Below are 21,717 nucleotides of genomic sequence, written 5' to 3' on the forward strand. Positions count from 1 at the left end.
ATCTTGCACTTTCGGTCGCCGTTACGCGGCCTTGAGCCCGGTACGCCACGACAGAAAGTGCAAGATCGCCGCGCAGGGAGGGCTAGCGCAGGTGGAGGACGTCTCCGGCGGCGATGGATCGGGTTCCGGTGGGGGTGGTTAGTTGGAGTTGGCCGTCAGCGTCGATGCCGGATGCGGTGCCGGTTTGGGTCTCGCCGTTGGGCAGCAGGACCCGTACCTCGCGACCGATCGTCGCGCAGGACGCCAGGTAGGCGTCGCGCAGGCCGCTCGCCTCGGCGTCCCCGCCGGCGGTGCGCCAGCGGTCGTACCAGTCCGCCACCGAGCGCAGCAGCGCCCGGAGCAGCGGATCCCGGTCGGTGGCCGCCGCGCCGGCCAGTTGCAGCGAGGTGGCCGGCAACCCGGTCGGGTTCACCGGCAGTTCGTCGGCCCGCAGGGTCACGTTGAGGCCGATGCCGAGGACGATGGCGGGCGGTTGGGCCGGCGAGCGCCCCGGCACCGCCTCGGCCAGCACACCGGCACACTTCGCGTCGCCGATCAGCAGATCGTTGGGCCACTTCAGAGCGGCGTCCAGCTCGGCCAGCCGGGCCACCGCCTCGACCAGCGCGACGCCCGCGAGAAGCGGCAGCCAGCCGTACCCCGTGGGTGGAACCGCCGCCCAGTCGCGGTCCGGCACGGCCTCGCCGGGCCGCAGCAGGACGCTGGTGGCGATGCCCGCGCGCGGCGGCGACTGCCAGACCCGGCCGCGCCGACCCCGCCCGGCGGTCTGCCGCTCCGCGACCACGACCAGCCCCTCCGGCTCGCCCGTGGCGGCGGCCTCGGACACGTCCGCGTTCGTGGAGCCCGTCTCGGCGTGCAGCTCCAGGCGGGCCCACGGTCCGTTCGGCGCGACCAGCGCGCGCCGCAGCCGGGCCGCCGACAGCGGCGGTCGGTCCAGATCGGTGTACGGGGAGCCCGGCATCCCGTCAGCCTACGGCGGCGAGCGGTGCCGGCGTTGAGGCGTACTGCACAGACGCTCCCACCTGAACCATCGTTATATTCCCTGGGTGACTACCGAGACCGGGACCAACATCCACAGCACTGCCGGCAAGCTGGCGGACCTGGAGCGCCGGGTCGACGAGGCGGTGCACGCCGGGTCGGCGCGCGCGGTCGAGAAGCAGCACGCCCGGGGCAAGAAGACCGCCCGCGAGCGGATCGACATGCTGCTCGACGAGGGTTCCTTCGTTGAGCTGGACGGGCTGGCCCGGCACCGGTCCACGGCCTTCGGGCTGGAGCGCAACCGCCCGTACGGCGACGGCGTGGTGACCGGCTACGGCACGGTCGACGGCCGGCAGGTGTGCGTCTTCGCCCAGGACTTCACCGTCTTCGGCGGCTCGCTCGGCGAGGTCTTCGGCGAGAAGATCGTCAAGGTGATGGACCTCGCCATGAAGATCGGTTGCCCGGTGATCGGCATCAACGACTCCGGCGGCGCCCGCATCCAGGAGGGCGTGGTGTCGCTCGGCCGGTACGGGGAGATCTTCTTCCGGAACGTGCGGGCGTCCGGCGTCATCCCGCAGATCTCGCTGGTGATGGGGCCCTGCGCCGGCGGCGCGGTCTACTCCCCGGCGGTCACCGACTTCACCGTCATGGTCGACCAGACCTCCCACATGTTCATCACCGGCCCCGACGTGATCAAGACGGTCACCGGCGAGGACGTCGGGATGGAGGAGCTGGGCGGGGCCCGTACGCACAACACCCGCAGCGGCAACGCGCACTACCTCGCCAACGACGAGGACGACGCGGTCGACTACGTCAAGGCGCTGCTGTCGTACCTGCCGTCGAACAACCTCGACGAGCCGGTCGTCTTCTCCGTTGACGCGGATCTCGACGTCACCGACGAGGACCGTGAGCTGGACACGCTCATCCCGGACTCGGCCAACCAGCCGTACGACATCCACACCGTCATCGAGCACGTCCTGGACGACGGGGAGTTCCTCGAGGTCCAGCCGCTCTACGCGCAGAACATCGTCATCGGCTACGGCCGGGTGGAGGGCCGCCCGGTCGGCGTGGTCGCCAACCAGCCGATGCACTTCGCCGGCACCCTGGACATCGCCGCCTCCGAGAAGGCAGCCCGGTTCGTGCGCACCTGCGACGCGTTCAACATCCCGGTGCTGACCTTCGTCGACGTGCCCGGGTTCCTGCCCGGGACCGGCCAGGAGTGGGACGGCATCATCCGCCGGGGCGCCAAGCTCATCTACGCGTACGCCGAGGCGACCGTCCCCAAGGTCACCGTGATCACCCGCAAGGCCTACGGCGGGGCGTACGACGTGATGGGCTCGAAGCACCTCGGCGCGGACCTGAACTTCGCGTGGCCGACCGCGCAGATCGCCGTGATGGGCGCGCAGGGAGCGGTGAACATCCTCTACCGCTCCGAGCTGGCCGGCGCCGAGGACCCGGCGGCGGTCCGGGCCCAGAAGATCGCCGAGTACGAGGACACCCTGGCCAACCCGTACGTGGCGGCCGAGCGCGGGTACGTCGACTCGGTGATCGCGCCGCACGAGACGCGTACGCAGATCGTCCGGGCGCTGCGCGTCCTGCGCACGAAGCGGGAAACCCTGCCCCCGAAGAAGCACGGCAACATCCCGCTCTGACCCTGGCGCCCGGTCGCGCTCTGGCGTCGTCGCGCTCCGGCGTGCTCCGGCGTGGTCGCGCTTGATCCGCGCAACTTCGGGGAAACTGCTGCTTCCCGGCGGCGGGAGGCAGCAACATCGCCGACGTTGTGCGGATCTTCGCCGCGCGGCCGGCAGTCAGCAGGCCGGGTTGGCGGCGGCGCACATCCGGCGAGCGGCGACCTCCGCCAGGCGGCGCAGATCCAGCTCGGTGCCGGCCTGCCCCAGTCTGAGCACGGTGATCAGGTCACCGACCCGAACCACGGCGGTGGTGTCCGGGCGGTGCGCCGAACCGATCGGCTCGCCCGTCTTCTGGTCGACGGGCTGCGTACCGGTGTGCCGCAGCAGCGCGGCCCCGTCGCCGGCGAAACCCCGCTGGACCACCGCCCAACGGTGCGTCGCCGTCCCGCTGCCCGTTGCGCCACCCACCTTGTACTCGCCAACGCTGGTCCACTCGGCGCACGGGGCGACCACGTCGTCCAGCGTGGCGAGAAGCTGGATGGCCGCGTCCGGGGTCAGCCGGAACAGATCCTGCGTGATCAGGCCATCCGATTGGGTGAGGATCGGCGCGGCGCGTCTGGGCACCAACGTCTGTGAGCGGGACACGATGGAAAACTCCCAGCCATCGGAGCGCCCCTGGCTCGTCCGGCAGGCGCCGAGCATGGGATCCAGCAGGACCGGCTCGCCCAGCCCCGATTGGCTGAGCTGCACCTCGACCTGCTGGGACAGGTCGGCCGGCTGCAGCAGGGCGTCGGTAGTGATCTCGTGCCGGGTCGGCGAGGCGGAGGGGGCGGCGGCCGGCGGGGACGGCGGCGGAGACGTCCTCGGGGCGGCGACCGCCACGGCAGAGACCCCGGCGAGAGCCAGTACGACGCCGGCCACCACGATCCTGCGCTGGCTGCGGCGACGGGCTCTGCCGCGGATCTCCTCCGGGGCAGGCCAGCGCACGTCCCGCAGCTCCCGCTGGATCTGTTCGACGAACGTCGGGTCGTCACGCATCGGTGGCCTCCTCCAGGTCAGAGACGGCGAGCAGGCCGGCGAGCGCGGTACGCCCCCGGGAGAGACGGGCCTTGACGGTGCCGACCGGGGCAGCGGTCTCCCGCGCCACCTCGGCGACCGGCATGCCGACCAGGTAGTACAGGGCAATGGCGACGCGCTGCTCCTCGGGCAGCCGGCGCAGGGCGGCGACCACCTCGACGGTGTCGGTGCCCGGCCCGGGGACGGTCTCGGTCGCCCCGTGCCGCAGGTACGCGCGGGCGCGACTACGCAGGCTGCGCCACCGGCTGACGGCGATGCGGCTGGCCACCACCCGTACCCACGCCTCCGGGTCGTCGTACCCGCTGATCGTCGACCACCGCTGCCAGGCCCGGATGTACGCCTCCTGCACCGCGTCCTGGGCCTCGACCCGGTCGCCGGTGAGGGCGTAGACGAAACCGAGCAGCCTTTGTCGGCTCCCCCGGTAGAACTCGTCGAACCCGTCGACGTCCGGCACCCGTTACCTCCCCGTGTCGGTCGCAGGGAACACGCGCCGTGCGGGGCCTCCGGTTGCCCGGTTCAGGCGATCATCTTCTCCAGCTCGGCGAGCGGGAACGCGCCGGCCGCGATCCTCTCCCGGCTGGCCCGCCGTACCGCCCGCTGCACAGCCACGTTCGCTGGCGTCGGTACGCCGTGCAGCCGGCCGAGTAGCGCGATCTCCCCGTTGAGGTGGTCGACCTCGGTCGAGCCGGTGCCCCGGGCGAGGCTCTGCCAGGTGGAGCCGCCGGACCGGTCGGCGCCCCCGACCGGGCGCTGCTGGACCAGGTCGCCGCGCTCGGCCCGCTCCTGGGCCGGGGAGGTGTGCGGGATGCGGGCGGCGGCGAGCGCGGCGACGCCCTCGGCGCGTACCCGTTCGACGAGGGCGTCCGGGATGTCCTCCCCGAGCAGCGCCTGAAGGCCGTTGCCGAGGTTGCTGAGCAGCTTGCCGTACTTCCAGCTCAGTACGTCCTCGCGGACCGGCGCGACGAAACCGGCGGCGGTCAGGTCGGCGGCGATCGCCCGGTCGGTGTCGTCGGCGCCGCCCGGATAGCGGCCGATGTGGAGCATCCCGGGGTGCGGATGTCCGTTCGCCACCACCACGCCCGGATCCAGGTGGGTGGCCGGCAGCCAGACGCAGACCGGATGCACGTCGGCGAAGAGCCGCAGGGCGGCCCGCTCGTTCGCCACCCCGTTCTGCGCGGTGACCAGCGGCAGTCGCTCGCCGGCCGTCCCGCCGCCGGCGACGGGAGCGTCCACCCACGTCGCCAGCGCCGCCTCGGTGTCCTGCGACTTGACGGTCAGCACCAGCACCGTGTCGGCGGGCAGCAGCCGGTCACCCGGGCCGTCGATGGCGGCGAGCCGGGCGGTCACGTCGCCGTCGGGCTGCCGCAGCGTCAGGCCGCGCTCCCGGATCGCGTCCAGGTGCGCGCCTCGGGCCACCAGGGTCACGTCCCGGTCGGCCTGCGCCAGCCGTACGCCGATGGTCCCGCCAACCGCGCCCGCCCCGATGATCACGTATCGCATGGGCCCATTCTGCCCGCCGCCCCGCGGCACCCCGTCGATCATGGAGTCATGGTGCCCGAATGCATAAGGATTGCGGCTTTGGTGGCCCACCACAACTCCATGATCGACGGGGAGAGGGCCGGGGAGGGGGCCGGGGACGGGGCCGGTGTCAGAGGGTTAGGCCGGCGTCGGTGAGGATGGGGCCAGCTAGCAGCAGGGCGCCGGCTATTAGGGCGACCAGGTTGACCAGGGCGAAGAACGTGACCCAGAAGAATGCCGGGAACGGGGTCAGCCCGGCGAGCTGGTCGGCGTCGGAGGCGGGCATCCGGCCACGCGCGCGCAGGCGTTGCAGCTCCACCACCGGCCGCACCCCGCCGAGCAGCAGGAACCACACCCCGGTGTACGCGAACGCGGCCTGCACCTGCGGCGTCGCGTACCAGGAGACGGCGAACACCAGCGCCCCGGTGACCAGCAGCGACACCACACCGAACGCGTTTCGGATCATGACCAGCATGGCGAGCAGCAGCACCACCGCGACCCAGAGCAGGAGGGTGATCCGGTTACCGCCGAGCAGCCACGCGCCGGCCAACCCGATCAGCGGCGGGGCGACGTACCCGGCGAGCAGTGTCAGGATCATGCCCGGTCCGGTGGGCCGACCGGCGGAGAGCGTCAGCCCGGACGTGTCCGAGTGCAGCCGGATGCCACGCAGCTTGCGACCGGTGAGCAGAGCGACGAGCGCGTGCCCGCCCTCGTGGGCGATGGTGATGGCGTTGCGAGCGATCCGCCAGGGCAGCCGGGTGGACACCACCACCAGCGCGACGGCCGCGGTGATCAACACCAGCAACGGGGGCGGGTCCGGCTGCGCGCCGAACAGCGTGTCCCACATCTCGCCCAGTCCGTCGATCGACATCATGGGGCGCGAGCCTACCGGCGGCGTTCCGGGTCGCTGCCGAGGCACCGGCTCGTATCCTGTGAGACTGATCGGGTGGCGAGTGAAGCGGGAGGTGCGGGCCGATGAGCGCGGAACCCCTGGGACACCACGTCGGGCTGATCCTGGCGGTCTGTTGGTCTATGAGGCGATCAACGTCCGGCTCGACGTCGACCGGGTCGTCATTCCGGATCTCGTCGTGACCGACATCGACGACGACGGCGCCTTTCTGGACGCCGAGCGGGTGACCCTCGTCGGCGAGATCGTCTCGCCGGGCAACGCTGCCGCTGACCGCCTGGTCAAGATGCAGCTCTACGCGATCGCGCGAATCCCCTGGTACCTGCTGGTCGAGCAGGACGGTGACGGTCATTCGCTGCGTCTGTACCGGCTCGACGGCGAGCACTACATCGAGGATCAGGTCGCCAAGGCCGGCGAGACGTTGAGCATCACGAAGCCGTTCCGCTGGCAGCTCGACCCGGCCACGCTGCGCTGATCCGTTCGACTCCCGCCACCGGACGATCGCAGCCCATCGATGAAAGTTTTCTCTACAGCTATTGCGATCAAGGGCACTTAACTCCAAAGATGGGCGTCAATAGACCGGCGTCCCTGGAGGCACTCATGGCCCGTACCCGATCATCGCTGCGCCGCGCGCTCGCCGCCGGCCTCACCGTCCTCGCCACCGCGGCGGCGACCCTGGTCGCGACCGCCGGCCCAGCGGCGGCGGCCACCACCGCCGGCGTCGACGTGTCCCACTACCAGGGCAGCATCAACTGGACCAGCGTCCGGAACGCGGGCATCGAGTTCGCCTTCATCAAGGCGACCGAGGGCACCAGCGTCAAGGACTCCGCCTTCAACGCGAACTACGTCAACGCCTACAACGCCGGGGTGATCCGCGGGGCGTACCACTTCGCCCGGCCCAACATCTCCGCCGGCTCGACCCAGGCCAACTACCTGGCCTCCAACGGTGGCGCGTGGTCGGCGGACAGCCGCACCCTGCCGGCCGCGCTGGACATCGAGGCGAACCCGTACAGCGGCGGCTACTGCTACGGGCTCAGCACCACCGGGATGCGCAACTGGGTGCAGGACTTCCTGAACACCTACCGCTCGCGCACCGGCCGGTACGCGGTCATCTACACCACCACGAGCTGGTGGAACCAGTGCACCGGCAGCTGGACCGGCCCGTGGGCCAACCACCCGCTCTGGCTCGCCCGCTGGTCGAGCACCCCCGGCGCCCTGCCGGCCGGTGCGCCGGTGTGGAGCTTCTGGCAGTACACCAGCAGCGGCGCCGTCTCCGGGATCAGCGGCAACGTGGACCGCAACTACTGGAACGGCGACCGGAGCCGCCTCATCGCCCTCGCGAACAACACCTGATCGGGCGGTTGGCGGCAGCGGGATCGACTATCACCTCACGGTGCACAATCGGTCCGGCTGCCGCCACACCACCGGTTACGGGTCAGGCCCGCCGTCGGCTCATCGCCGGCACCATCACCGGAGCGTCCTCGCGGACGACCGCATCCCGCCGGCTGAGCCGCCGGACGCCCACCGCACCAACGGCGATGGCGACGACGCCGAACAGCGCGACGAGTACCGGAAGCCCAACGCTGATCAGCAGCAGTGCCACATCCCCGAGTGCGACGAGCATCCACAGTGCCAGCCGGGGCCGGGCGTTCCTGTATCGGTAACCCATGTCGCACCTCCCTCCGTCGTTGGAGATCAGATACCCCGAACGACGCAAGAACATGCGAGAGAGGTTCGTGCAGGTGCGGAACGCCGGTCAGTTGACCCGGTCGGGCTTGAAGCCCTTGACGATCTGGTCGAAGTTGGCGAGGTTGGCCTGCCAGTCCTTCTCCGCGATCTCCCACCGGATGGCGTAACCCCGGTTGCTGGCGGTTACGAAGCCCCGGTTGCGCACGTGGACGCGGGTGTTGTTCCGGGTCTCCAGCCACTCCCAGTCGGCGCAGGTCCGGTACCAGTCGCAGGCCTTGATGCTGCCCACCAACTGGTAGTTGGTGACCAGATTCCGGCGGTACGGTTCCTTTTCCTTCCAGTCGGCGACCGCGTCCTTCAGCGGGGTGGGAGTCCACTGGACCAGCATCTTGCCGGGCCCGCCGGACTGGTTGAAGATGGCCGTGTCCGAGCCGGTCTGACCGCCGCTCCAGCCGGGTGGGAGCGGGATGGAGAAGGTCGGCCCCTCGTACAGCTTCCAGCCGGCCGGCAGCGCGTTCGGGTCGGCCGACGGCGTGGCCGAGGGCGTCGCACTCGGTGCGCCCGTGGTGGGCGGAGGCGCCGCCGGAGCGGAGGACTGCGCTGGCGCCGACGTCGCGGCCGCCCCGGTCGTCGGGCCGGCCTGCGGGCTCTCGGTGTCGTCGCCGTTGGTCAGCATGGGCACGATCACCACGAGGCCGACCAGCAGCAGGGCCACCAGCGCACCGATCAGCACGTTCCGGCGCGTGTTGTTCGACTTCGTACCGTCGAACACCGGCACCGCCGCGCGCCCGGCCGGACCCACCGGCGGCATCACCGACGTGGGCGTCGAGGGCTTGCGCTGCTCCGGCGCCACCGGCGGACCGTCGACGGCCGTCGGCTCGTCGTCGCCTGCCGTCGTACCGTCATCGGGTTTGTCGTCGGCGGCCGGCACCGTCGCGGTCGGCTCAGCCTCGGACGGGCGGTCGATCTTCGCCGTCGGTTCGGCCGGCACCGTTGCCGTCGGCTCGGCGTCCGCGCCGGCCGGCACGACCTCCGTCGGCGTCGCGTCGGCCACCGCCGGCCCGGCCGCGGCGGCGGCTACCGGCGGCGGGGTACGCGGAGCCGGTGGCGACACCGAACGATCGGCGACCTCCTCGGCCGGCCGTGGTGCCGGTACGAGCGGCGGGCGCGGCTCCCGTGGACCGTTCGGCCCCGGCCGGCGTACGCCATCGAGCAGTGAGATCCCGCGCGCCCGCTTGCCCCCGGCGCGGCGCAGCAGCCGCTCGGCCACCTCCGCGGTGATCCGCTCGTTCGGGTCCTTCTGGAGCAGCCCGGTGAGCACCGCCTTGAGCGGGCCGGCGTTCTTCGGCGGCGGCATCGGCTCGGTGGCCAGCGCGGCGAGCGTGGCGATCGCGGACGGCCGCGCGTACGGCGACTTGCCCTCCACCGCCGCGTAGAGCGTCGCGCCCAGCGACCACAGGTCGGCCTCTGGGCCGGCGGTGCCCTCCCGGGCCCGCTCCGGCGAGATGTACGCGGGCGAACCGAGCACCATGCCGGTACGGGTGACGTTCGGGTCACCGGGGATCGTGGCGAGGCCGAAATCGGTCAACACCACCCGGCCGTCCTCGCCCAGCAGCACGTTGCCCGGCTTGACGTCGCGGTGCATGACGCCCGCCTTGTGCGCCGCGTTCAGCGCGCCCAGCACGCCCAGGCCGATCTCGATCGTGCGGGCCACCGACACCGGCCCGTCCTCGGCGAGGGTGTCCTGCAACGACCTCGACGCCACGTACTCCATGACGATCCACGGGTCGCCGTCGGTCCGCAGGACGTCGAAGATGCGTACCACGTTGACGTGGTTGAGCCGGGCGATGGCCCGCGCCTCGCGCAGCGACCGCTCCCGCATCTCGCGGCGTTCCTCGTCGGTGAGGCCGGGCGGCGGCACCAACTCCTTGATGGCGACGTCCCGGTGCAACACCTCGTCGCGCGCCTTCCACACCCGACCCATGCCACCCTGGCCGAGCGGCGACAGAAGCCGGTATCGGTCAGCGACGAGTTGGGGAAGCGCGTTCGACATCGCTGAGACGGTACCCGGACCCGCCGACGGTCACACCGCCGGCACGCCACTGTGCGTGTGACGTGACTTCGGGCCGCGTACCCTGGCGGCATGCCTGCCGAAGAGCCGCTGTTCCGGGTCGTCCGCGGCGTGCCCACCGCCGAGGAATTGGCCGCCCTGGTCGGGGCGATCATCGTGCGGTCCCGACCGGCTACCGCACCCGCGCCGACGGCCACGTCCGCCTGGGCGCGCAGCGGCCGGCCCGCCCGCCCCGACACCTGGCGGGCCTCCGGTCTGCCTCGCTGACCCCGGTTCCCATTCCGGGGGCTGCCAGGATGGCGCGTAGCCGTTAACCTCACTGAGGGAAACGGTGCGGTGACGGACAGGGAGGGTCGATGATCCCCGAAGAGGACCAACCGGCGCCCTGGCTGCACGGCTACGGCGGCATCGAGGCCGACATCCGTCAACTCCGCGAGTTCGCCGACCGGCTCGCCGCCGAGGTCGAGAGCAACTACGCGCCCCACCTGCCGTACATCGCCGAAGACATGTCCGCGAAGGTGCCCAACCCCTGCGACGCGTTCGTCGAACTGGTCACCTTCCTGCACGCCCACCACGAGACGCAGCAGGCCACGACCGACATGGTGTACGCCGTCCGCGGCGCCACCGGCCACCTTGCCGCCGTCGCCGACCGCGTCGCCACCCAGTACGCCGACAGCGACGCCTTCTCCGCCGCCCGCGCCGTGGACGTCCAACACGCCCTCGCCGACCCGGGAACCGTCCTGCCCGGCAGCCGGACGCCGACGCTGAGCGACCCCACCGGCCCCGACAGCGAAAGGCCGGTGGTCCTCCCGTGATCGAGCGTGGTGGCGGCCGCACCTCAAGCCAGACCGACTGGCACCTGATGGACCTCAACAGCATGTGGGCGTGCCTCCAGGACCACGACACCACCAACCACTGGAAACAGGTCGCCGGCTGGCGCAAGGTCTGCGACCTCGCCCAGATCCACCTCGGCCGACTTCAGGAGTACCGGCGGGGCCTCGCCGAGGCATGGCCCCCCGAAACCAGCGCCGCCTCCGGCACGTACCTCGCCCAACTCGACGACCTGATCGCCAAGGTGCGACACACCCACGACGCCGCCGCCGCCAACTACACCGCGCTGTCCGCCGCCACCCAGGCCATCGGCACCACCCGCGCCGAGCTGCGCAAGCTCCACGAGGAGTACGCGACAAAGCTCCAACAGAAGCGGGCGTACGAGGCCACCGCCGCCGACCCCAAGGCGGTCATGGGCAATCGGGTCGTGGACGCGCCCGTGACAGATAGCGACCTGGAACGGCTGAACGTGCAGGCGCGGGCAATGATGTTCAACCTCAGTGGCGAACTACAACAAGCCCAAGCCACCCTCCAAAAACCCCCACCCAGCCCTAGGATTAATCCGGTCATTGACCATAGCGACGCAGATGTGTATGGCGGACCCTCCGCCGCTCCAGTCATTCCTCCGATAGTGCCGGTTCCACCTCCACCGTCACCCATTCCCAGCCCGGGCTCCACTGCCGGGGGCCCTGCCGGGAAAGCCTCGACCTCTGGCATCGGACCTGTACTTGGCGGGATAGGCGGCACCATTGTCCCTGGCCCTTCAAGTCCAGCCCCGCCGACCAGCCTGACGGTATTACCATCAATTAACTCAACACCTAGCATCGGAGCAACCCCGATGCCGCCCATTATCCCTACACACGGTCCAACCTCTGGCGCCCCCTCGTCACCAAGAACGAATAACCGCTTGGACGCCGGAGCAGGGTTGAGGGGAAATCCGTCAATACAGCCTCACCCAATGCCACCCGGGGGCCTGATCGGGGGAATGCCTGGAGCCGGAATCGGGCAGCCCGGAACCAATGCCGCCTCGCCACGAAGGATCAACCCAGTTGGTGGAGTGATCGGTGGAGGGGGTGCCGGAACCGGGCCGACAGGTGGTGCTGGCTCTCGTCCGGGCGGCGGGCGCGGCACAGGCGCCTCAAACGGGGTAACACCATTTAGCATCAGCACTGGCAACGGTGGTGCCGGCGGCACCCCAAGCAGTTACTCAACGCTGCGGCCCGCCACACCCGTCAAGACCGATGAACAGGTGAGTGACTGGGATCCAGATAATCCATGGAAAACCGCTGAGGGGGTCGCACCGGTTGTTCGACCACCCGACGAGAAGGGTCCCATCGATCCCGGTCCTGCTATTGGTTTCGGTCGTTGACTCTCCATAGTTTTGGGACGGCAATAGCTGCTCTAGGCCTACTCGCAGCACCCTTATACGCGTTGAATCACGCTGAGATACTGACGCTCGGAGGCTCGGACCGCATACGTGGCGACCAGTGGCATCTAACCTTTCTCAAGGTCACTGAGGCACACACGGTCAGCCGTGGCAGAAATGTGATCGTGGCTATACCGGATACAGGAATCGAACCCCATCCGGATCTGCAGGGCAATCTATTAGCGGGAGCCGATGTTGTTGCCGACGGCGATGGCCGGGAAGACGAAACCGGCCACGGCACTGGAATGGCCGGCTTGGTGGCTGCGCACGGCCTATCTAATAACACGGGCGCCCTTGGGATTGCTCCCGAGGCTAAAATTTTGCCGATCCGAACAAGTCGCAGCAACGAAGATGGCGATAGCGACAGCCTGGCTGCCGGGATTGAATTCGCTGTCAGCGAAGGAGCCGATATAATCAGTATCTCCTCCGCAGCGGGGCCGAATTCCAAGCTTCGACGCGCCGTCGCGGCAGCGATACAGGCAGACGTAGTAATTGTGGCCGGGGCAGGCAACAAACCTCGCGACACGGTTATCGGTTATCCTGCGGCTTATCCAGGAGTTATCGCTGTTGGGGGCGTGGATCAACAGGGGCATTCTGCCAGCTTTTCGGTCGGCGGACCAGAAGTCGATGTAGTGGCGCCGGCGGTTGACATTTACAGCACGAGCGTCGACGGCAAGTATCGCAAGGGCACCGGCACCTCTGACGCAACGGCGATTGTGGCCGGGGCGGCGGCGTTGATCAGGTCGAAGTATCCCTACCTGCCGGCGCAGGAAGTGGCCCACCGGCTTACGGCAACGGCCATCGACAAAGGCCCGCCTGGCCGGGACGACGAGTACGGGTACGGCGTTATCGATCTTGTCGCGGCGCTAACGGCAGACGTACCCCCGCTAGGTTTTGAATCGGTGAGCGCGCCCGCCGGCGGTGGCCCGACCACGGCGGCCGATGCTCGGCCGGACGAGGATGACGGCTCGGCGGTTCGGGGCCTTGCCACCCTTGGCGTGATCGTCGCCGTTGGGGTTGGGTGGGCCGTCGTGGCACGGCGTCGGCGGCGCGGTGATGATCCGCCGCCCAGAATCAGCCGCTAGGCGTGCCCGGCGCCTCGATCGACTCGGGTTCCTTGAGGTTGGGGTGTCTGGTGGCTTGGGATGCCGCGGTTTGCTGGAAGCCGAGTGGATCACGGCGGCGGGCGTCCTTGATGGCGCGATATCGGCGATCGGGAGTCGATCAAGGACGCGGCGCGGCGCTGAGGGCCGGGAACGGGTGTCGGGCGTGGCGGGCCGGTAACGTCGGGCCGGTGTCTGACACTCTGCCGCTCCGCCTCGTGCTGGCCTCTGCCAGTCCTGCTCGCCGAAAGTCGCTTCGGGCCGCCGGCATCGACCCGGACGTGCTGGTCAGTGGGGTGGACGAATCCCTGGTGGTGACCGATCGCGCTGAGGATCTCTGCCTCGAGTTGGCCCGACTCAAGGCCGAGGCGGTGCTCGCCCGGCTGAATCCGACCGCCACGGCGAACAGCTCAACCACCAACGCCAAAGACACCACCAACAGCACCAGCGCCAGCACGGACGCCGCCAACAGCACCAGCACGGACACAGCCCGTCAGCGCACCCTGGTCATCGGGTGTGACTCGGTGCTCGAGTTCGACGGGGAGATTCTTGGCAAGCCGGCCGACGCGGCGGACGCGACCCGTCGTTGGTTGCGGATGCGGGGGCGCAGTGGGGTCCTGCACAGCGGACACTGCCTGATCGACAGTGTCGCCGGGCGGCGGGCGGAGGCGGTCGCCTCGACGGTCGTCCACTTTGCCGACATCAGTGACGACGAGATCGCCGCGTACGTCGCCACGGGCGAGCCGTTGGCGGTGGCGGGCGCGTTCACGATCGACGGGTTGGGTGGGCCGTTCGTGGAGCGGATCGAGGGTGACCCGGGGACCGTCGTCGGGTTGTCGATGCCGTTGCTGCGTCGGCTACTGGCGGAACTGGGTCTGGAGATCACGGACCTGTGGACAAAGGTCGCGCCGGGCGGCCAAACGGTCGAGCCGCTCGGTAACGTCCATTCATGACCACGAAGTCGATCCCGCTCACCGACGAGTTGCACGCCTACCTGGTTGCGCACGGCGCACCGCCGGACGAGATCATTCGAGATCTGGCCGAGGAGACCCGCTCGCTGCTGCCGGAGCACGCCAGCATGCAGGTGGCGCCGGAGCAGGCCGCGTTCCTGACGTTCCTGACCCGGCTGCTCGACGTACGGCAGGCCGTCGAGGTCGGCACGTTCACCGGCCTGTCGGCGCTGGCCATCGCCCGGGGGTTGCCCGAGGGAGGGCGGCTGACCTGCTTCGACATCTCCGAGGAGTACACCGGGATCGCCCGGCGTTACTGGTCCCGCGCCGGGGTGCAGGACCGCATCGACCTGCGGATCGGCCCGGCCGGCGACACGCTGCGGGAGCTGCCGCAGGAGCGCCACCTGGACTTCGCGTTCATCGACGCCGACAAAACCGGGTATCCGGTCTACTGGGCCGAGCTGGTGCCGCGAATGCGGCCGGGCGGGGTGATCGCCGTCGACAACGTGCTGCGCGGCGGGCGGGTGATCGCGCCGCAGGATGTCAACGACCGGGCGATCGCGGCGTTCAACGACGAGGTGCTGGCCGACGTACGGGTCGACCCGGTGATGCTGCCCATCGCCGACGGCCTCACCCTCGCCCGGGTGCGCTGAGCGGCGCTCTGAACCACTCGGGTTCCTGGAAATCGCGGCATCCCCGGCGGTAAGACACCCCAACTTCCAGGAACCCGAGTCGATCAAGCCGGGCTCGCCCCGGGGCCAGGCCGGCCCCGGGGCGAGCGTCAGCGGACGCTGCGGGTGAACTGGCGGGCGGCCCAGAAGACGCCTAGCGCGGCGAGGACCGCGGTAATGGTCAGGCCCTGCCAGACCTTGTCGCTGCCCAGGTCACCGGCGAACAGCGCCCGGGTGCCGTCGACCGCCCAGGAGAACGGGTTCCAGTCGGCAATGCCCTGCAACCAGCCGGGAGCGAAGGTCAGCGGCAGCAGGATGCCGGAGAGCAGCAGCACCGGCTGCGCCACGGTGTTCATCAGCGGGGCCAGCGCGTCCTCGCTCTTGACCTTGAGCGCGACGCCGTAGGAGACGGCCGAGGTCATGAGCGCGATGAGGGCGAGCATCAGGTACGCCAGCAGGAGGTCACCGATGAAGACCCGCAGGTCGAACAGGAGCGCCAGCAGGGTGATGATGACGGCCTGCACGACGAGTGAGACCACGTCGCGCAGGGAGCGCCCGAGCAGCAGTGCCAGGCGGCTGATCGGGGTGACCCGGGAGCGTTCGATGACGCCGGCCCGCAGTTCGGCGATCAGGCCAAAGCCCTGGAACAGGCCGCCGAAGATGGCCAGCAGCACCAGCAGGCCGGGTACGAAGATCTTGTAGGCGGCGGCCTGGGTGGGCGCGTTCAGGGCCGGCTTGAGCAGGGGGGCGAAGAGCAGCAGGTACATCACCGGCTGGAACACGCCGACGAAGACCCAGACCGGGTTGCGCAGCAGGAGCTGGATCTGCCGCTGGAAGATCAGCCACGTGTCGCGGGCGAATTTCATGAGTCGTCTCTCCGGGGGTCAGGACTCGCGCAGCGAGCGGCCGGTCTTGGTCAGGAAGACGTCGTCCAGGCTGGGCCGATGCAGCTCGATCGAGCGCAGCTCGAGCCCGGCCTGGTCGAGGCGGCGTAGCACCTGGGGAATGGCGGTGGCGCCCTCGTCGACGTAGAGGCGCAGGCCACCCTCGTCGACGGTCTCCAGCTTGTTGACGTACGGCTCGCCGTCCAGCGCCTTCGCCGCCTGCGGGGTGGCGGCCACGTCGAGGCCGACGAGCACCACGTCGCCGGAGATCTCCCGCTTGAGTTCGGCCGGTGTGCCCTCGGCGACGACCTCGCCGTTGTCCATGATCGCGATGCGGTCGCAGAGTGCGTCGGCCTCGTCCAGGTAGTGCGTGGTGATGAAGACGGTCATCCCGTCGCTGCGCAGTCGCCGGATCTCGTCCCACATGTGGGCGCGGCTCTGCGGGTCGAGGCCGGTGGTCGGCTCGTCCAGGAAGACGATCTTCGGCTCGTGGATGATGCCGAGCGCGATCTCGACCCGTCGACGCTGGCCACCGGAGTAGGTCTTGCACTTGCGGTCGGCGTACTCGGTGAGCTGGAAAGCCTCCAGGGCGCGGACGGCGCGCTGCTGCGCGTCGGCCTTGCCGATGCCGTACATCCGGGCGTGCAGGACCAGTTCCTCGCGGGCGGTCGACTCGTCCCAGGTGCTGCCGCCCTGCGGCACGTACCCGATCCGGCGGCGGACCTCCGCCGGGTCCTTGCGGAGGTCCGCCCCGGCGATGGTGGCCTCGCCGCCGTCGGGCTCGATCAGCGTGGCGAGCATCCGCAGCGTGGTGGTCTTGCCGGCGCCGTTCGGGCCGAGGAAGCCGAAGATCTCGCCCTCGGCGACCTCGAGGTTGACGCCGCGCACGGCGTCCACCGTCTTCGTCTCTCGACCCGCGCGGGAGCGGAACGACTTCCGCAGCCCCCTGGTCTCGATCATTTCTGCTCCTGGTCGGTCGGGCCGGCCGCGCCGGCCGTCATGTGTCGGTCGGACCGGTGGGCCGGCCGTCGAGTGGGACGACGCCGGACGGCGCACTCCCCCGCTGTGCCGACAGCAGGCTAACGCGATATAGCGCTTGTAGTCAACGTTGATTATTTCGCGTTGCGATTGAACCGCTCCTCGCCCTCCCGTGGGCCCGACCAACCCTCGGCGTCCGCCAGTTCAGCAGGCAGGTACGACACACCGGACTCGATCCGCTCCGCGATGCGCTCACACCAGCCGAGCTCCGCCTCCGCCCGCGCCGACCACAGCTCGAACATCCAACTGACGTGCACCGGCTTGGTGTTACGCACCCAGTCCGACTGAAGCGAGGCGCGCATCGACTCCATGCCGGCCCGCAGCAGGTTGGCCCGGTTGCGCAGCGCCGCCGCCGCCTCGGACCGGGGCATCGCGGGCAGGAACGAGAAGGCCGCGGTGAAGGGGTCGACGGGTTCGGTGAAGTTCCACCAGAAGTTGCGCAGCAGGGTCTCGAACTCGTCGTCCCCCTTCGGGGTGACCTCGTAGGTCGTACGCGCCGGACGGGCGCCGACCTGCTCGGTGGCGACGGCCCGCAGCAGCCCCTCCTCGGTGAGCTTGCGCAGCGCGTGGTAGATCGAGCCGGGCTGCACGTTCGCCCACTTGTCGGCGCTCCAGCTCAGCAGCTCGCGGCGCACGTCGTAGCCGTGCACGGGCTGCATCCACCGCACCAGGCCGAGGATCATCATTCGAGTCGCAGACACCAGACAAGCGTAATAGCCAAGTTTGACTAAACCAGTGCCCCATCCCACACTGAGCGATCGTTAGGGGCCGCCCGGGGCGGCCGATACACTCCCCGTCAGTAACCTGCCGGGAGGAGCCACGAAGGTGCGCAAGGTACTGATCGCCAACCGCGGCGAGATCGCCGTCCGGGTCATCCGCGCCTGTCGTGACGCCGGCCTGGGCAGCGTCGCCGTGTACGCGGACTCCGACCGCGACGCCCTGCACGCCACGCTCGCGGACGAGGCGTACGCGCTCGGCGGAGACAGCGCGACCGACACGTACCTGCGCATCGACAAGCTGCTTGAGGTCGCCGCCCGGGCCGACGCCGACGCCGTGCACCCGGGCTACGGCTTCCTCAGTGAGAACGCCGATTTCGCCCAGGCCGTCATCGACGCCGGGCTGACCTGGATCGGTCCGACCCCGCAGGCGATCCGCGACCTGGGCGACAAGGTGACCGCCCGGCACATCGCCCAGCGCGCCGGCGCGCCGTTGGTCCCCGGCACCCCGGACCCGGTGGACAGCCCGGACGAGGTGATGGCGTTCGCCGTCGACCACGGCCTGCCGGTCGCCATCAAGGCGGCCTTCGGCGGCGGCGGTCGGGGCCTCAAGGTCGCCCGCACCATGGAGGAGATCCCGCAGCTCTTCGAGTCGGCCACCCGCGAGGCCGTCGCGGCGTTCGGTCGGGGCGAGTGCTTCGTCGAGCGCTACCTGGACCAGCCCCGCCACGTCGAGGCGCAGGTCCTCGCCGACCAGCACGGCAACGTGATCGTGGTGGGCACCCGGGACTGCTCGTTGCAGCGCCGGCACCAGAAGCTCGTGGAGGAGGCTCCCGCGCCGTTCCTCACCGACGCCCAGCGCGCCCAGATCCACTCCAGCGCCAAGGCGATCTGCCGCGAGGCCGGCTACCACGGCGCCGGCACCGTGGAATACCTGGTCGGCAAGGACGGCACCATCTCCTTCCTGGAGGTCAACACGCGACTCCAGGTCGAGCACCCGGTCACCGAGGAGACCGCCGGCATCGACCTGGTCCGCGAGCAGTTCCGGATCGCCGACGGCGAGAAGCTGCGGATCACCGAGGACCCGACGCCGCGCGGGCACGCCATCGAGTTCCGGATCAACGGCGAGGACCCGGGCCGCAACTTCCTCCCCGCGCCCGGCACGGTCACGGCGCTGCGCCTGCCCAGCGGCCCGGGCGTGCGGGTCGACACCGGCATCTCGGCCGGCGACGTGATCGGCGGCAACTTCGACTCGCTGCTCGCCAAGGTGATCATCGTCGGTGAGACGCGCACCGAGGCGCTGGAGCGCGCCCGCCGCGCCCTCGACGAGATGGTCGTCGACGGCATGGCCACCGCGCTGCCGTTCCACCGGCTCGTCGTGCGGGACGAGGCGTTCACCGCCGAGCCGTTCACCGTGCACACCCGGTGGATCGAGACCGAGTTCCACAACACCGTGCCGCCGTTCGCCGCCGCCGCCGGCACCGCCGACGCGCCGGCGGAACGCGACACCGTCGTGGTCGAGGTCGGCGGCAAGCGCATCGAGGTCAGCCTCCCCGCCGGCTTCGGCGGGAGTACGACCACAGCCTCAACCGCCTCCCGCAAGCCGACCCGGCGCGGGGGTGGGGCCAAGGCCGGCGTACCGGTCGGCGGCGACGCGCTCACCTCCCCGATGCAGGGCACCATCGTCAAGATCGCGGTCGCCGACGGCGACACGGTGGCCGAGGGCGACCTGGTGGTGGTGCTGGAGGCGATGAAAATGGAGCAGCCGTTGCACGCCCACAAGGCGGGTACGGTCAGCGGACTCGCCGCCGAGGTCGGTGCCGTGATCACGGCGGGCGCGCCCATCTGCACCATCTCCTGAAAGGAAGGGCACCTTGTTATCGCCTCGTGTATAAGAAGGGGCCCTTCCTTACGTTTGTCCGGGCGGGCGGGGCTCGGTGGGGGTGGTTTGCCGCACCGAGGTGGGCGCGGGCGGCCATGGGCGGGAATGATGGCCGGGTGCGGTTTCTTTCCGGCGCGGCCCCCGCGCACGACCTGACCTACACCGACGTCTTCATGGCGCCGGCCCGCTCCGACCTCGGCTCCCGCCTAGACGTGGACCTGTCCACCGGCGACGGCACGGGCACCACCATCCCGCTGGTGGTGTCGAACATGACGGCGGTCGCCGGCCGGCGGATGGCCGAGACGGTAGCCCGTCGGGGCGCGATCACGGTGATCCCGCAGGACATCCCCATCGAGGTCGTGGCGAACGTCGTCTCCTGGGTCAAGCAGCGGCACCTGGTCTACGACACGCCCATCACCCTGGGCCCTACCGAGACCGTCGGCGACGCGATCCACCTGCTGCCCAAGAGGTCGCACGGCGCGGTGATCGTGGTCGACGACGGCGGCCGGCCGGTGGGCGTGGTCACCGAGGCGGACACCGTGGGAGTGGACCGGTTCGCCCAGCTGCGACACGTCATGTCGACCGAGCTGCACACCGTGCCGGCCGACGCGGACCCGCGTACCGGCTTCGACAGGCTCTCCGCCGGCCGGCGTCGGCTCGCTCCGGTGGTGGACGCTCACGGCCGGCTGGTCGGGGTGCTCACCCGACAGGGCGCACTGCGAGCCACCCTCTACACGCCGGCCGTCGACGACCGGGGTCGGCTGCGCATCGCGGCGGCGGTCGGCATCAACGGGGACGTCACCGGCAAGGCCGCCGCGCTACTCGAAGCCGGGGTGGACACGCTGGTCGTGGACACCGCGCACGGCCACCAGGCCCGGATGATCTCGGCGTTGCAGGCGGTCCGCAAGCTGGACCCGGGCGTACCGGTGGCGGCCGGCAACGTGGTCACCGCCGAGGGCGTACGCGACCTGGTCGAGGCCGGCGCGGACATCATCAAGGTCGGTGTCGGCCCGGGCGCGATGTGCACCACCCGGATGATGACCGGCGTGGGCCGGCCGCAGTTCTCCGCCGTCCTCGACTGCTCGACGGCCGCCCGGCAGCTGGGCCGGCACGTCTGGGCCGACGGCGGTGTACGTCACCCCCGCGACGTGGCGCTCGCGCTCGCCGCCGGCGCGTCGAACGTGATGATCGGCTCCTGGTTCGCTGGCACCTACGAGTCCCCCGGTGACCTCTACACCGAACCGGACGGGCGGCGGTACAAGGAGAGCTTCGGGATGGCCTCGGCGCGGGCGGTCAGCGCCCGTACGGCCGACGACAGCCCGTACGACCGGGCTCGCAAGGCCGTGTTCGAGGAGGGCATCTCCTCGGCCCGGATGTACCTGGATCCGCACCGCCCCGGCGTCGAGGATCTGATCGACGAGATCATCGCCGGGGTACGCAGCGCCTTCACCTACGCCGGTGCCCGCAACCTGACGCAGTTCCACGAGCGAGCGATAGTCGGCGTCCAGAGCGCCGCCGGCTACACCGAAGGAATGCCCCTCCCCACCAGCTGGTAAGAACCCACCGGTCCGCGCTCGCGCGGCTCATGACGTCATTGCCACGACACGCCACTTGGGGTCAACGGGGCTGCCCCCAAGATCGGCATGGCCGGGCTCGACGGTCAAGCGCGTTTGCGCTGTTTTCTGGGGCGCTGTTCAGGAGTTGGTGATCTGCTTTCGGTGACGCTGTAATCGGCCTGGCGGTGCGTCGGGGCTCCTGATGAGGAAATGCGTGCCGCGTCGGGGTGCCAGCTGGCGCTGGTGATGCTCATGGAGTCCATCCGTGCCGTTGTGTAGCTGATGGCTCGCTGGTCGACATTGCTGTTGCCGTACTGGATGGCCGGCGTGGCGGCGGTGGGGGCGTAGCTCGGGCCGGCGGGGTTGAAGGCGGGACCTGCGCTGTCGGCGTATTGGGTGTAGTTGGACTCGTAAGAGGGCGCATAGGTGGGCGCGTAGGCGGACTCGTAAGAGGGCGCATAGGTGGACCCGTAATTGGGCGCGTAAAGGGTCGGCTGGTTGACGCCGTAGGACGCGCTCGTGTCGTATTGAGCCGGGTACTGACTGACCTCGGGCGAGGGGTACGAGTAGGGGTCCTGGGGTGTGAATGATGATTGAGCCGCTACCGAATAAAGGTTGGTGTTCTGGGACATCGGCTCTGACCCTGGTGCGGGTGCGACGGCGTAGTACGGGGGTGCTGCGTCGTGGGTGTACGGCCCGGAGGGCGTCGAGTAGGAACGGGCGGGGCTGCCTGGGGCGGGCAGCCGCTGTGGCGGGTGGATGACCTGTTCGTTCTGGTGCGCCTCGACGGGT

General features: G+C 70.1%; 21 protein-coding genes and 1 pseudogene. 10 read left to right on the forward strand and 12 right to left on the reverse strand.

The genetic code is table 11. The features are described 5' to 3' along the window. Positions 1-82: 82 nt before the first annotated feature. Positions 83-958: a biotin--[acetyl-CoA-carboxylase] ligase gene (locus AB0J36_RS06460; RefSeq protein WP_357395904.1), complete on the reverse strand. Its 876-nt coding sequence runs from the start codon at positions 956-958 to the stop codon at positions 83-85. Positions 959-1,043: 85 nt separating this feature from the next. Between AB0J36_RS06460 and AB0J36_RS06465 the strand changes: the two genes are divergently transcribed. Beyond that, on the forward strand, positions 1,044-2,627 hold the full coding sequence (locus AB0J36_RS06465; protein ID WP_357130232.1) for an acyl-CoA carboxylase subunit beta: 1,584 nt from the start codon (positions 1,044-1,046) through the stop codon (positions 2,625-2,627). A 156-nt stretch (positions 2,628-2,783) separates the two neighbouring features. Here the strand turns inward: AB0J36_RS06465 and AB0J36_RS06470 are convergent, their stop codons facing one another. The 4 genes from AB0J36_RS06470 to AB0J36_RS06485 form a co-directional block, all read right to left on the reverse strand. After that, positions 2,784-3,644: a hypothetical protein gene (locus tag AB0J36_RS06470; RefSeq protein WP_357395900.1), complete on the reverse strand. Its 861-nt coding sequence runs from the start codon at positions 3,642-3,644 to the stop codon at positions 2,784-2,786. Further along, positions 3,637-4,137: a SigE family RNA polymerase sigma factor gene (locus tag AB0J36_RS06475; RefSeq protein ID WP_357130238.1), complete on the reverse strand. Its 501-nt coding sequence runs from the start codon at positions 4,135-4,137 to the stop codon at positions 3,637-3,639. The genes AB0J36_RS06470 and AB0J36_RS06475 overlap by 8 nt, the downstream gene beginning before the upstream one ends. A 62-nt stretch (positions 4,138-4,199) precedes the next feature. After that, positions 4,200-5,183: a 2-dehydropantoate 2-reductase N-terminal domain-containing protein gene (locus tag AB0J36_RS06480; RefSeq protein ID WP_357395897.1), complete on the reverse strand. Its 984-nt coding sequence runs from the start codon at positions 5,181-5,183 to the stop codon at positions 4,200-4,202. 148 nt (positions 5,184-5,331) lie between these two features. Then, positions 5,332-6,075, reverse strand: a complete 744-nt coding sequence (locus AB0J36_RS06485; RefSeq protein WP_357130244.1) for a M50 family metallopeptidase — start codon at positions 6,073-6,075, stop codon at positions 5,332-5,334. 151 nt (positions 6,076-6,226) lie between these two features. Between AB0J36_RS06485 and AB0J36_RS06490 the strand changes: the two genes are divergently transcribed. Both AB0J36_RS06490 and AB0J36_RS06495 read left to right on the forward strand, forming a co-directional pair. Beyond that, positions 6,227-6,583, forward strand: a complete 357-nt coding sequence (locus AB0J36_RS06490; protein ID WP_357395894.1) for a Uma2 family endonuclease — start codon at positions 6,227-6,229, stop codon at positions 6,581-6,583. A 125-nt stretch (positions 6,584-6,708) separates the two neighbouring features. Next, complete coding sequence (locus AB0J36_RS06495) at positions 6,709-7,461, forward strand: GH25 family lysozyme (RefSeq protein ID WP_357130422.1); 753 nt, start codon at positions 6,709-6,711, stop codon at positions 7,459-7,461. 82 nt (positions 7,462-7,543) lie between these two features. On the opposite strand, the gene AB0J36_RS06500 is transcribed toward AB0J36_RS06495, so the two are convergent. Both AB0J36_RS06500 and AB0J36_RS06505 read right to left on the reverse strand, forming a co-directional pair. Further along, the gene (locus tag AB0J36_RS06500) at positions 7,544-7,777 is read right to left on the reverse strand and encodes a hypothetical protein (RefSeq protein WP_141907885.1); all 234 of its coding nucleotides are present in this window, start codon (positions 7,775-7,777) and stop codon (positions 7,544-7,546) included. Positions 7,778-7,864: 87 nt separating this feature from the next. Continuing rightward, positions 7,865-9,850: a protein kinase gene (locus tag AB0J36_RS06505; protein WP_357395888.1), complete on the reverse strand. Its 1,986-nt coding sequence runs from the start codon at positions 9,848-9,850 to the stop codon at positions 7,865-7,867. 90 nt (positions 9,851-9,940) lie between these two features. Between AB0J36_RS06505 and AB0J36_RS06510 the strand changes: the two genes are divergently transcribed. Next, positions 9,941-10,135 carry an acyl-CoA carboxylase subunit epsilon gene (locus AB0J36_RS06510; RefSeq protein WP_357130254.1) on the forward strand — a complete coding sequence of 65 codons (195 nt, stop codon included), beginning with the start codon at positions 9,941-9,943 and terminating at the stop codon, positions 10,133-10,135. Positions 10,136-10,224: 89 nt separating this feature from the next. Continuing rightward, complete coding sequence (locus AB0J36_RS06515; RefSeq protein ID WP_355048897.1) at positions 10,225-10,683, forward strand: hypothetical protein; 459 nt, start codon at positions 10,225-10,227, stop codon at positions 10,681-10,683. Positions 10,684-10,975: 292 nt separating this feature from the next. Here the strand turns inward: AB0J36_RS06515 and AB0J36_RS06520 are convergent, their stop codons facing one another. Further along, positions 10,976-11,113: a hypothetical protein gene (locus AB0J36_RS06520; protein ID WP_357130258.1), complete on the reverse strand. Its 138-nt coding sequence runs from the start codon at positions 11,111-11,113 to the stop codon at positions 10,976-10,978. Between the two features lie 1,017 nt (positions 11,114-12,130). Between AB0J36_RS06520 and mycP the strand changes: the two genes are divergently transcribed. The 3 genes from mycP to AB0J36_RS06535 all read left to right on the forward strand — a co-directional run bounded on the left by mycP (position 12,131) and on the right by AB0J36_RS06535 (position 14,831). After that, on the forward strand, positions 12,131-13,210 hold the full coding sequence (mycP, locus tag AB0J36_RS06525) for a type VII secretion-associated serine protease mycosin (RefSeq protein ID WP_357395883.1): 1,080 nt from the start codon (positions 12,131-12,133) through the stop codon (positions 13,208-13,210). A gap of 209 nt (positions 13,211-13,419) precedes the next feature. Continuing rightward, positions 13,420-14,181 carry a Maf family protein gene (locus AB0J36_RS06530; protein WP_357395880.1) on the forward strand — a complete coding sequence of 254 codons (762 nt, stop codon included), beginning with the start codon at positions 13,420-13,422 and terminating at the stop codon, positions 14,179-14,181. Beyond that, positions 14,178-14,831, forward strand: a complete 654-nt coding sequence (locus tag AB0J36_RS06535; RefSeq protein WP_357130267.1) for an O-methyltransferase — start codon at positions 14,178-14,180, stop codon at positions 14,829-14,831. Before AB0J36_RS06530 ends, AB0J36_RS06535 begins: the two co-directional genes overlap by 4 nt. Before the next feature lie 128 nt (positions 14,832-14,959). Here the strand turns inward: AB0J36_RS06535 and AB0J36_RS06540 are convergent, their stop codons facing one another. From AB0J36_RS06540 to AB0J36_RS06550, 3 genes are all read right to left on the reverse strand, one after another. Next, a complete protein-coding gene (locus AB0J36_RS06540) occupies positions 14,960-15,715 on the reverse strand; it encodes an ABC transporter permease (RefSeq protein ID WP_363660156.1) in 756 nt (251 codons plus the stop codon). Between the two features lie 18 nt (positions 15,716-15,733). Continuing rightward, entirely contained in the window at positions 15,734-16,693 is a 960-nt protein-coding gene (locus AB0J36_RS06545; protein WP_357130270.1) for an ATP-binding cassette domain-containing protein, read from the reverse strand. Positions 16,694-16,845: 152 nt separating this feature from the next. After that, entirely contained in the window at positions 16,846-17,457 is a 612-nt protein-coding gene (locus AB0J36_RS06550; protein WP_357130425.1) for a PadR family transcriptional regulator, read from the reverse strand. 139 nt (positions 17,458-17,596) lie between these two features. Between AB0J36_RS06550 and AB0J36_RS06555 the strand changes: the two genes are divergently transcribed. Both AB0J36_RS06555 and AB0J36_RS06560 read left to right on the forward strand, forming a co-directional pair. Then, the gene (locus tag AB0J36_RS06555) at positions 17,597-19,348 is read left to right on the forward strand and encodes a biotin carboxylase N-terminal domain-containing protein (protein WP_363660157.1); all 1,752 of its coding nucleotides are present in this window, start codon (positions 17,597-17,599) and stop codon (positions 19,346-19,348) included. A 137-nt stretch (positions 19,349-19,485) separates the two neighbouring features. After that, positions 19,486-20,925 carry a GuaB1 family IMP dehydrogenase-related protein gene (locus AB0J36_RS06560; RefSeq protein WP_357175013.1) on the forward strand — a complete coding sequence of 480 codons (1,440 nt, stop codon included), beginning with the start codon at positions 19,486-19,488 and terminating at the stop codon, positions 20,923-20,925. Positions 20,926-21,029: 104 nt separating this feature from the next. Here AB0J36_RS06560 and AB0J36_RS06565 read toward each other — a convergent pair. Next, a pseudogene (locus tag AB0J36_RS06565) lies at positions 21,030-21,717 on the reverse strand (hypothetical protein); the annotation flags it as partial.

Source organism: Micromonospora sp. NPDC049662 (assembly GCF_040675055.1).
Classification (GTDB): domain Bacteria; phylum Actinomycetota; class Actinomycetes; order Mycobacteriales; family Micromonosporaceae; genus Micromonospora.

Excerpts from the sequence above, each read along its gene's own strand:
- AB0J36_RS06460 (WP_357395904.1), bottom strand. The coding sequence starts at position 958 with ATGCCGGGCTCCCCGTACACCGATCTGGACCGACCGCCGCTGTCGGCG.
- AB0J36_RS06470 (WP_357395900.1), bottom strand. The coding sequence starts at position 3,644 with ATGCGTGACGACCCGACGTTCGTCGAACAGATCCAGCGGGAGCTGCGG.
- AB0J36_RS06480 (WP_357395897.1), bottom strand. The coding sequence starts at position 5,183 with ATGCGATACGTGATCATCGGGGCGGGCGCGGTTGGCGGGACCATCGGC.
- AB0J36_RS06485 (WP_357130244.1), bottom strand. The coding sequence starts at position 6,075 with ATGATGTCGATCGACGGACTGGGCGAGATGTGGGACACGCTGTTCGGC.
- AB0J36_RS06495 (WP_357130422.1), top strand. The coding sequence starts at position 6,709 with ATGGCCCGTACCCGATCATCGCTGCGCCGCGCGCTCGCCGCCGGCCTC.
- AB0J36_RS06500 (WP_141907885.1), bottom strand. The coding sequence starts at position 7,777 with ATGGGTTACCGATACAGGAACGCCCGGCCCCGGCTGGCACTGTGGATG.
- AB0J36_RS06505 (WP_357395888.1), bottom strand. The coding sequence starts at position 9,850 with ATGTCGAACGCGCTTCCCCAACTCGTCGCTGACCGATACCGGCTTCTG.
- AB0J36_RS06510 (WP_357130254.1), top strand. The coding sequence starts at position 9,941 with ATGCCTGCCGAAGAGCCGCTGTTCCGGGTCGTCCGCGGCGTGCCCACC.
- AB0J36_RS06515 (WP_355048897.1), top strand. The coding sequence starts at position 10,225 with ATGATCCCCGAAGAGGACCAACCGGCGCCCTGGCTGCACGGCTACGGC.
- AB0J36_RS06520 (WP_357130258.1), bottom strand. The coding sequence starts at position 11,113 with ATGACCGCCTTGGGGTCGGCGGCGGTGGCCTCGTACGCCCGCTTCTGT.
- AB0J36_RS06535 (WP_357130267.1), top strand. The coding sequence starts at position 14,178 with ATGACCACGAAGTCGATCCCGCTCACCGACGAGTTGCACGCCTACCTG.
- AB0J36_RS06540 (WP_363660156.1), bottom strand. The coding sequence starts at position 15,715 with ATGAAATTCGCCCGCGACACGTGGCTGATCTTCCAGCGGCAGATCCAG.
- AB0J36_RS06545 (WP_357130270.1), bottom strand. The coding sequence starts at position 16,693 with ATGATCGAGACCAGGGGGCTGCGGAAGTCGTTCCGCTCCCGCGCGGGT.
- AB0J36_RS06550 (WP_357130425.1), bottom strand. The coding sequence starts at position 17,457 with ATGATGATCCTCGGCCTGGTGCGGTGGATGCAGCCCGTGCACGGCTAC.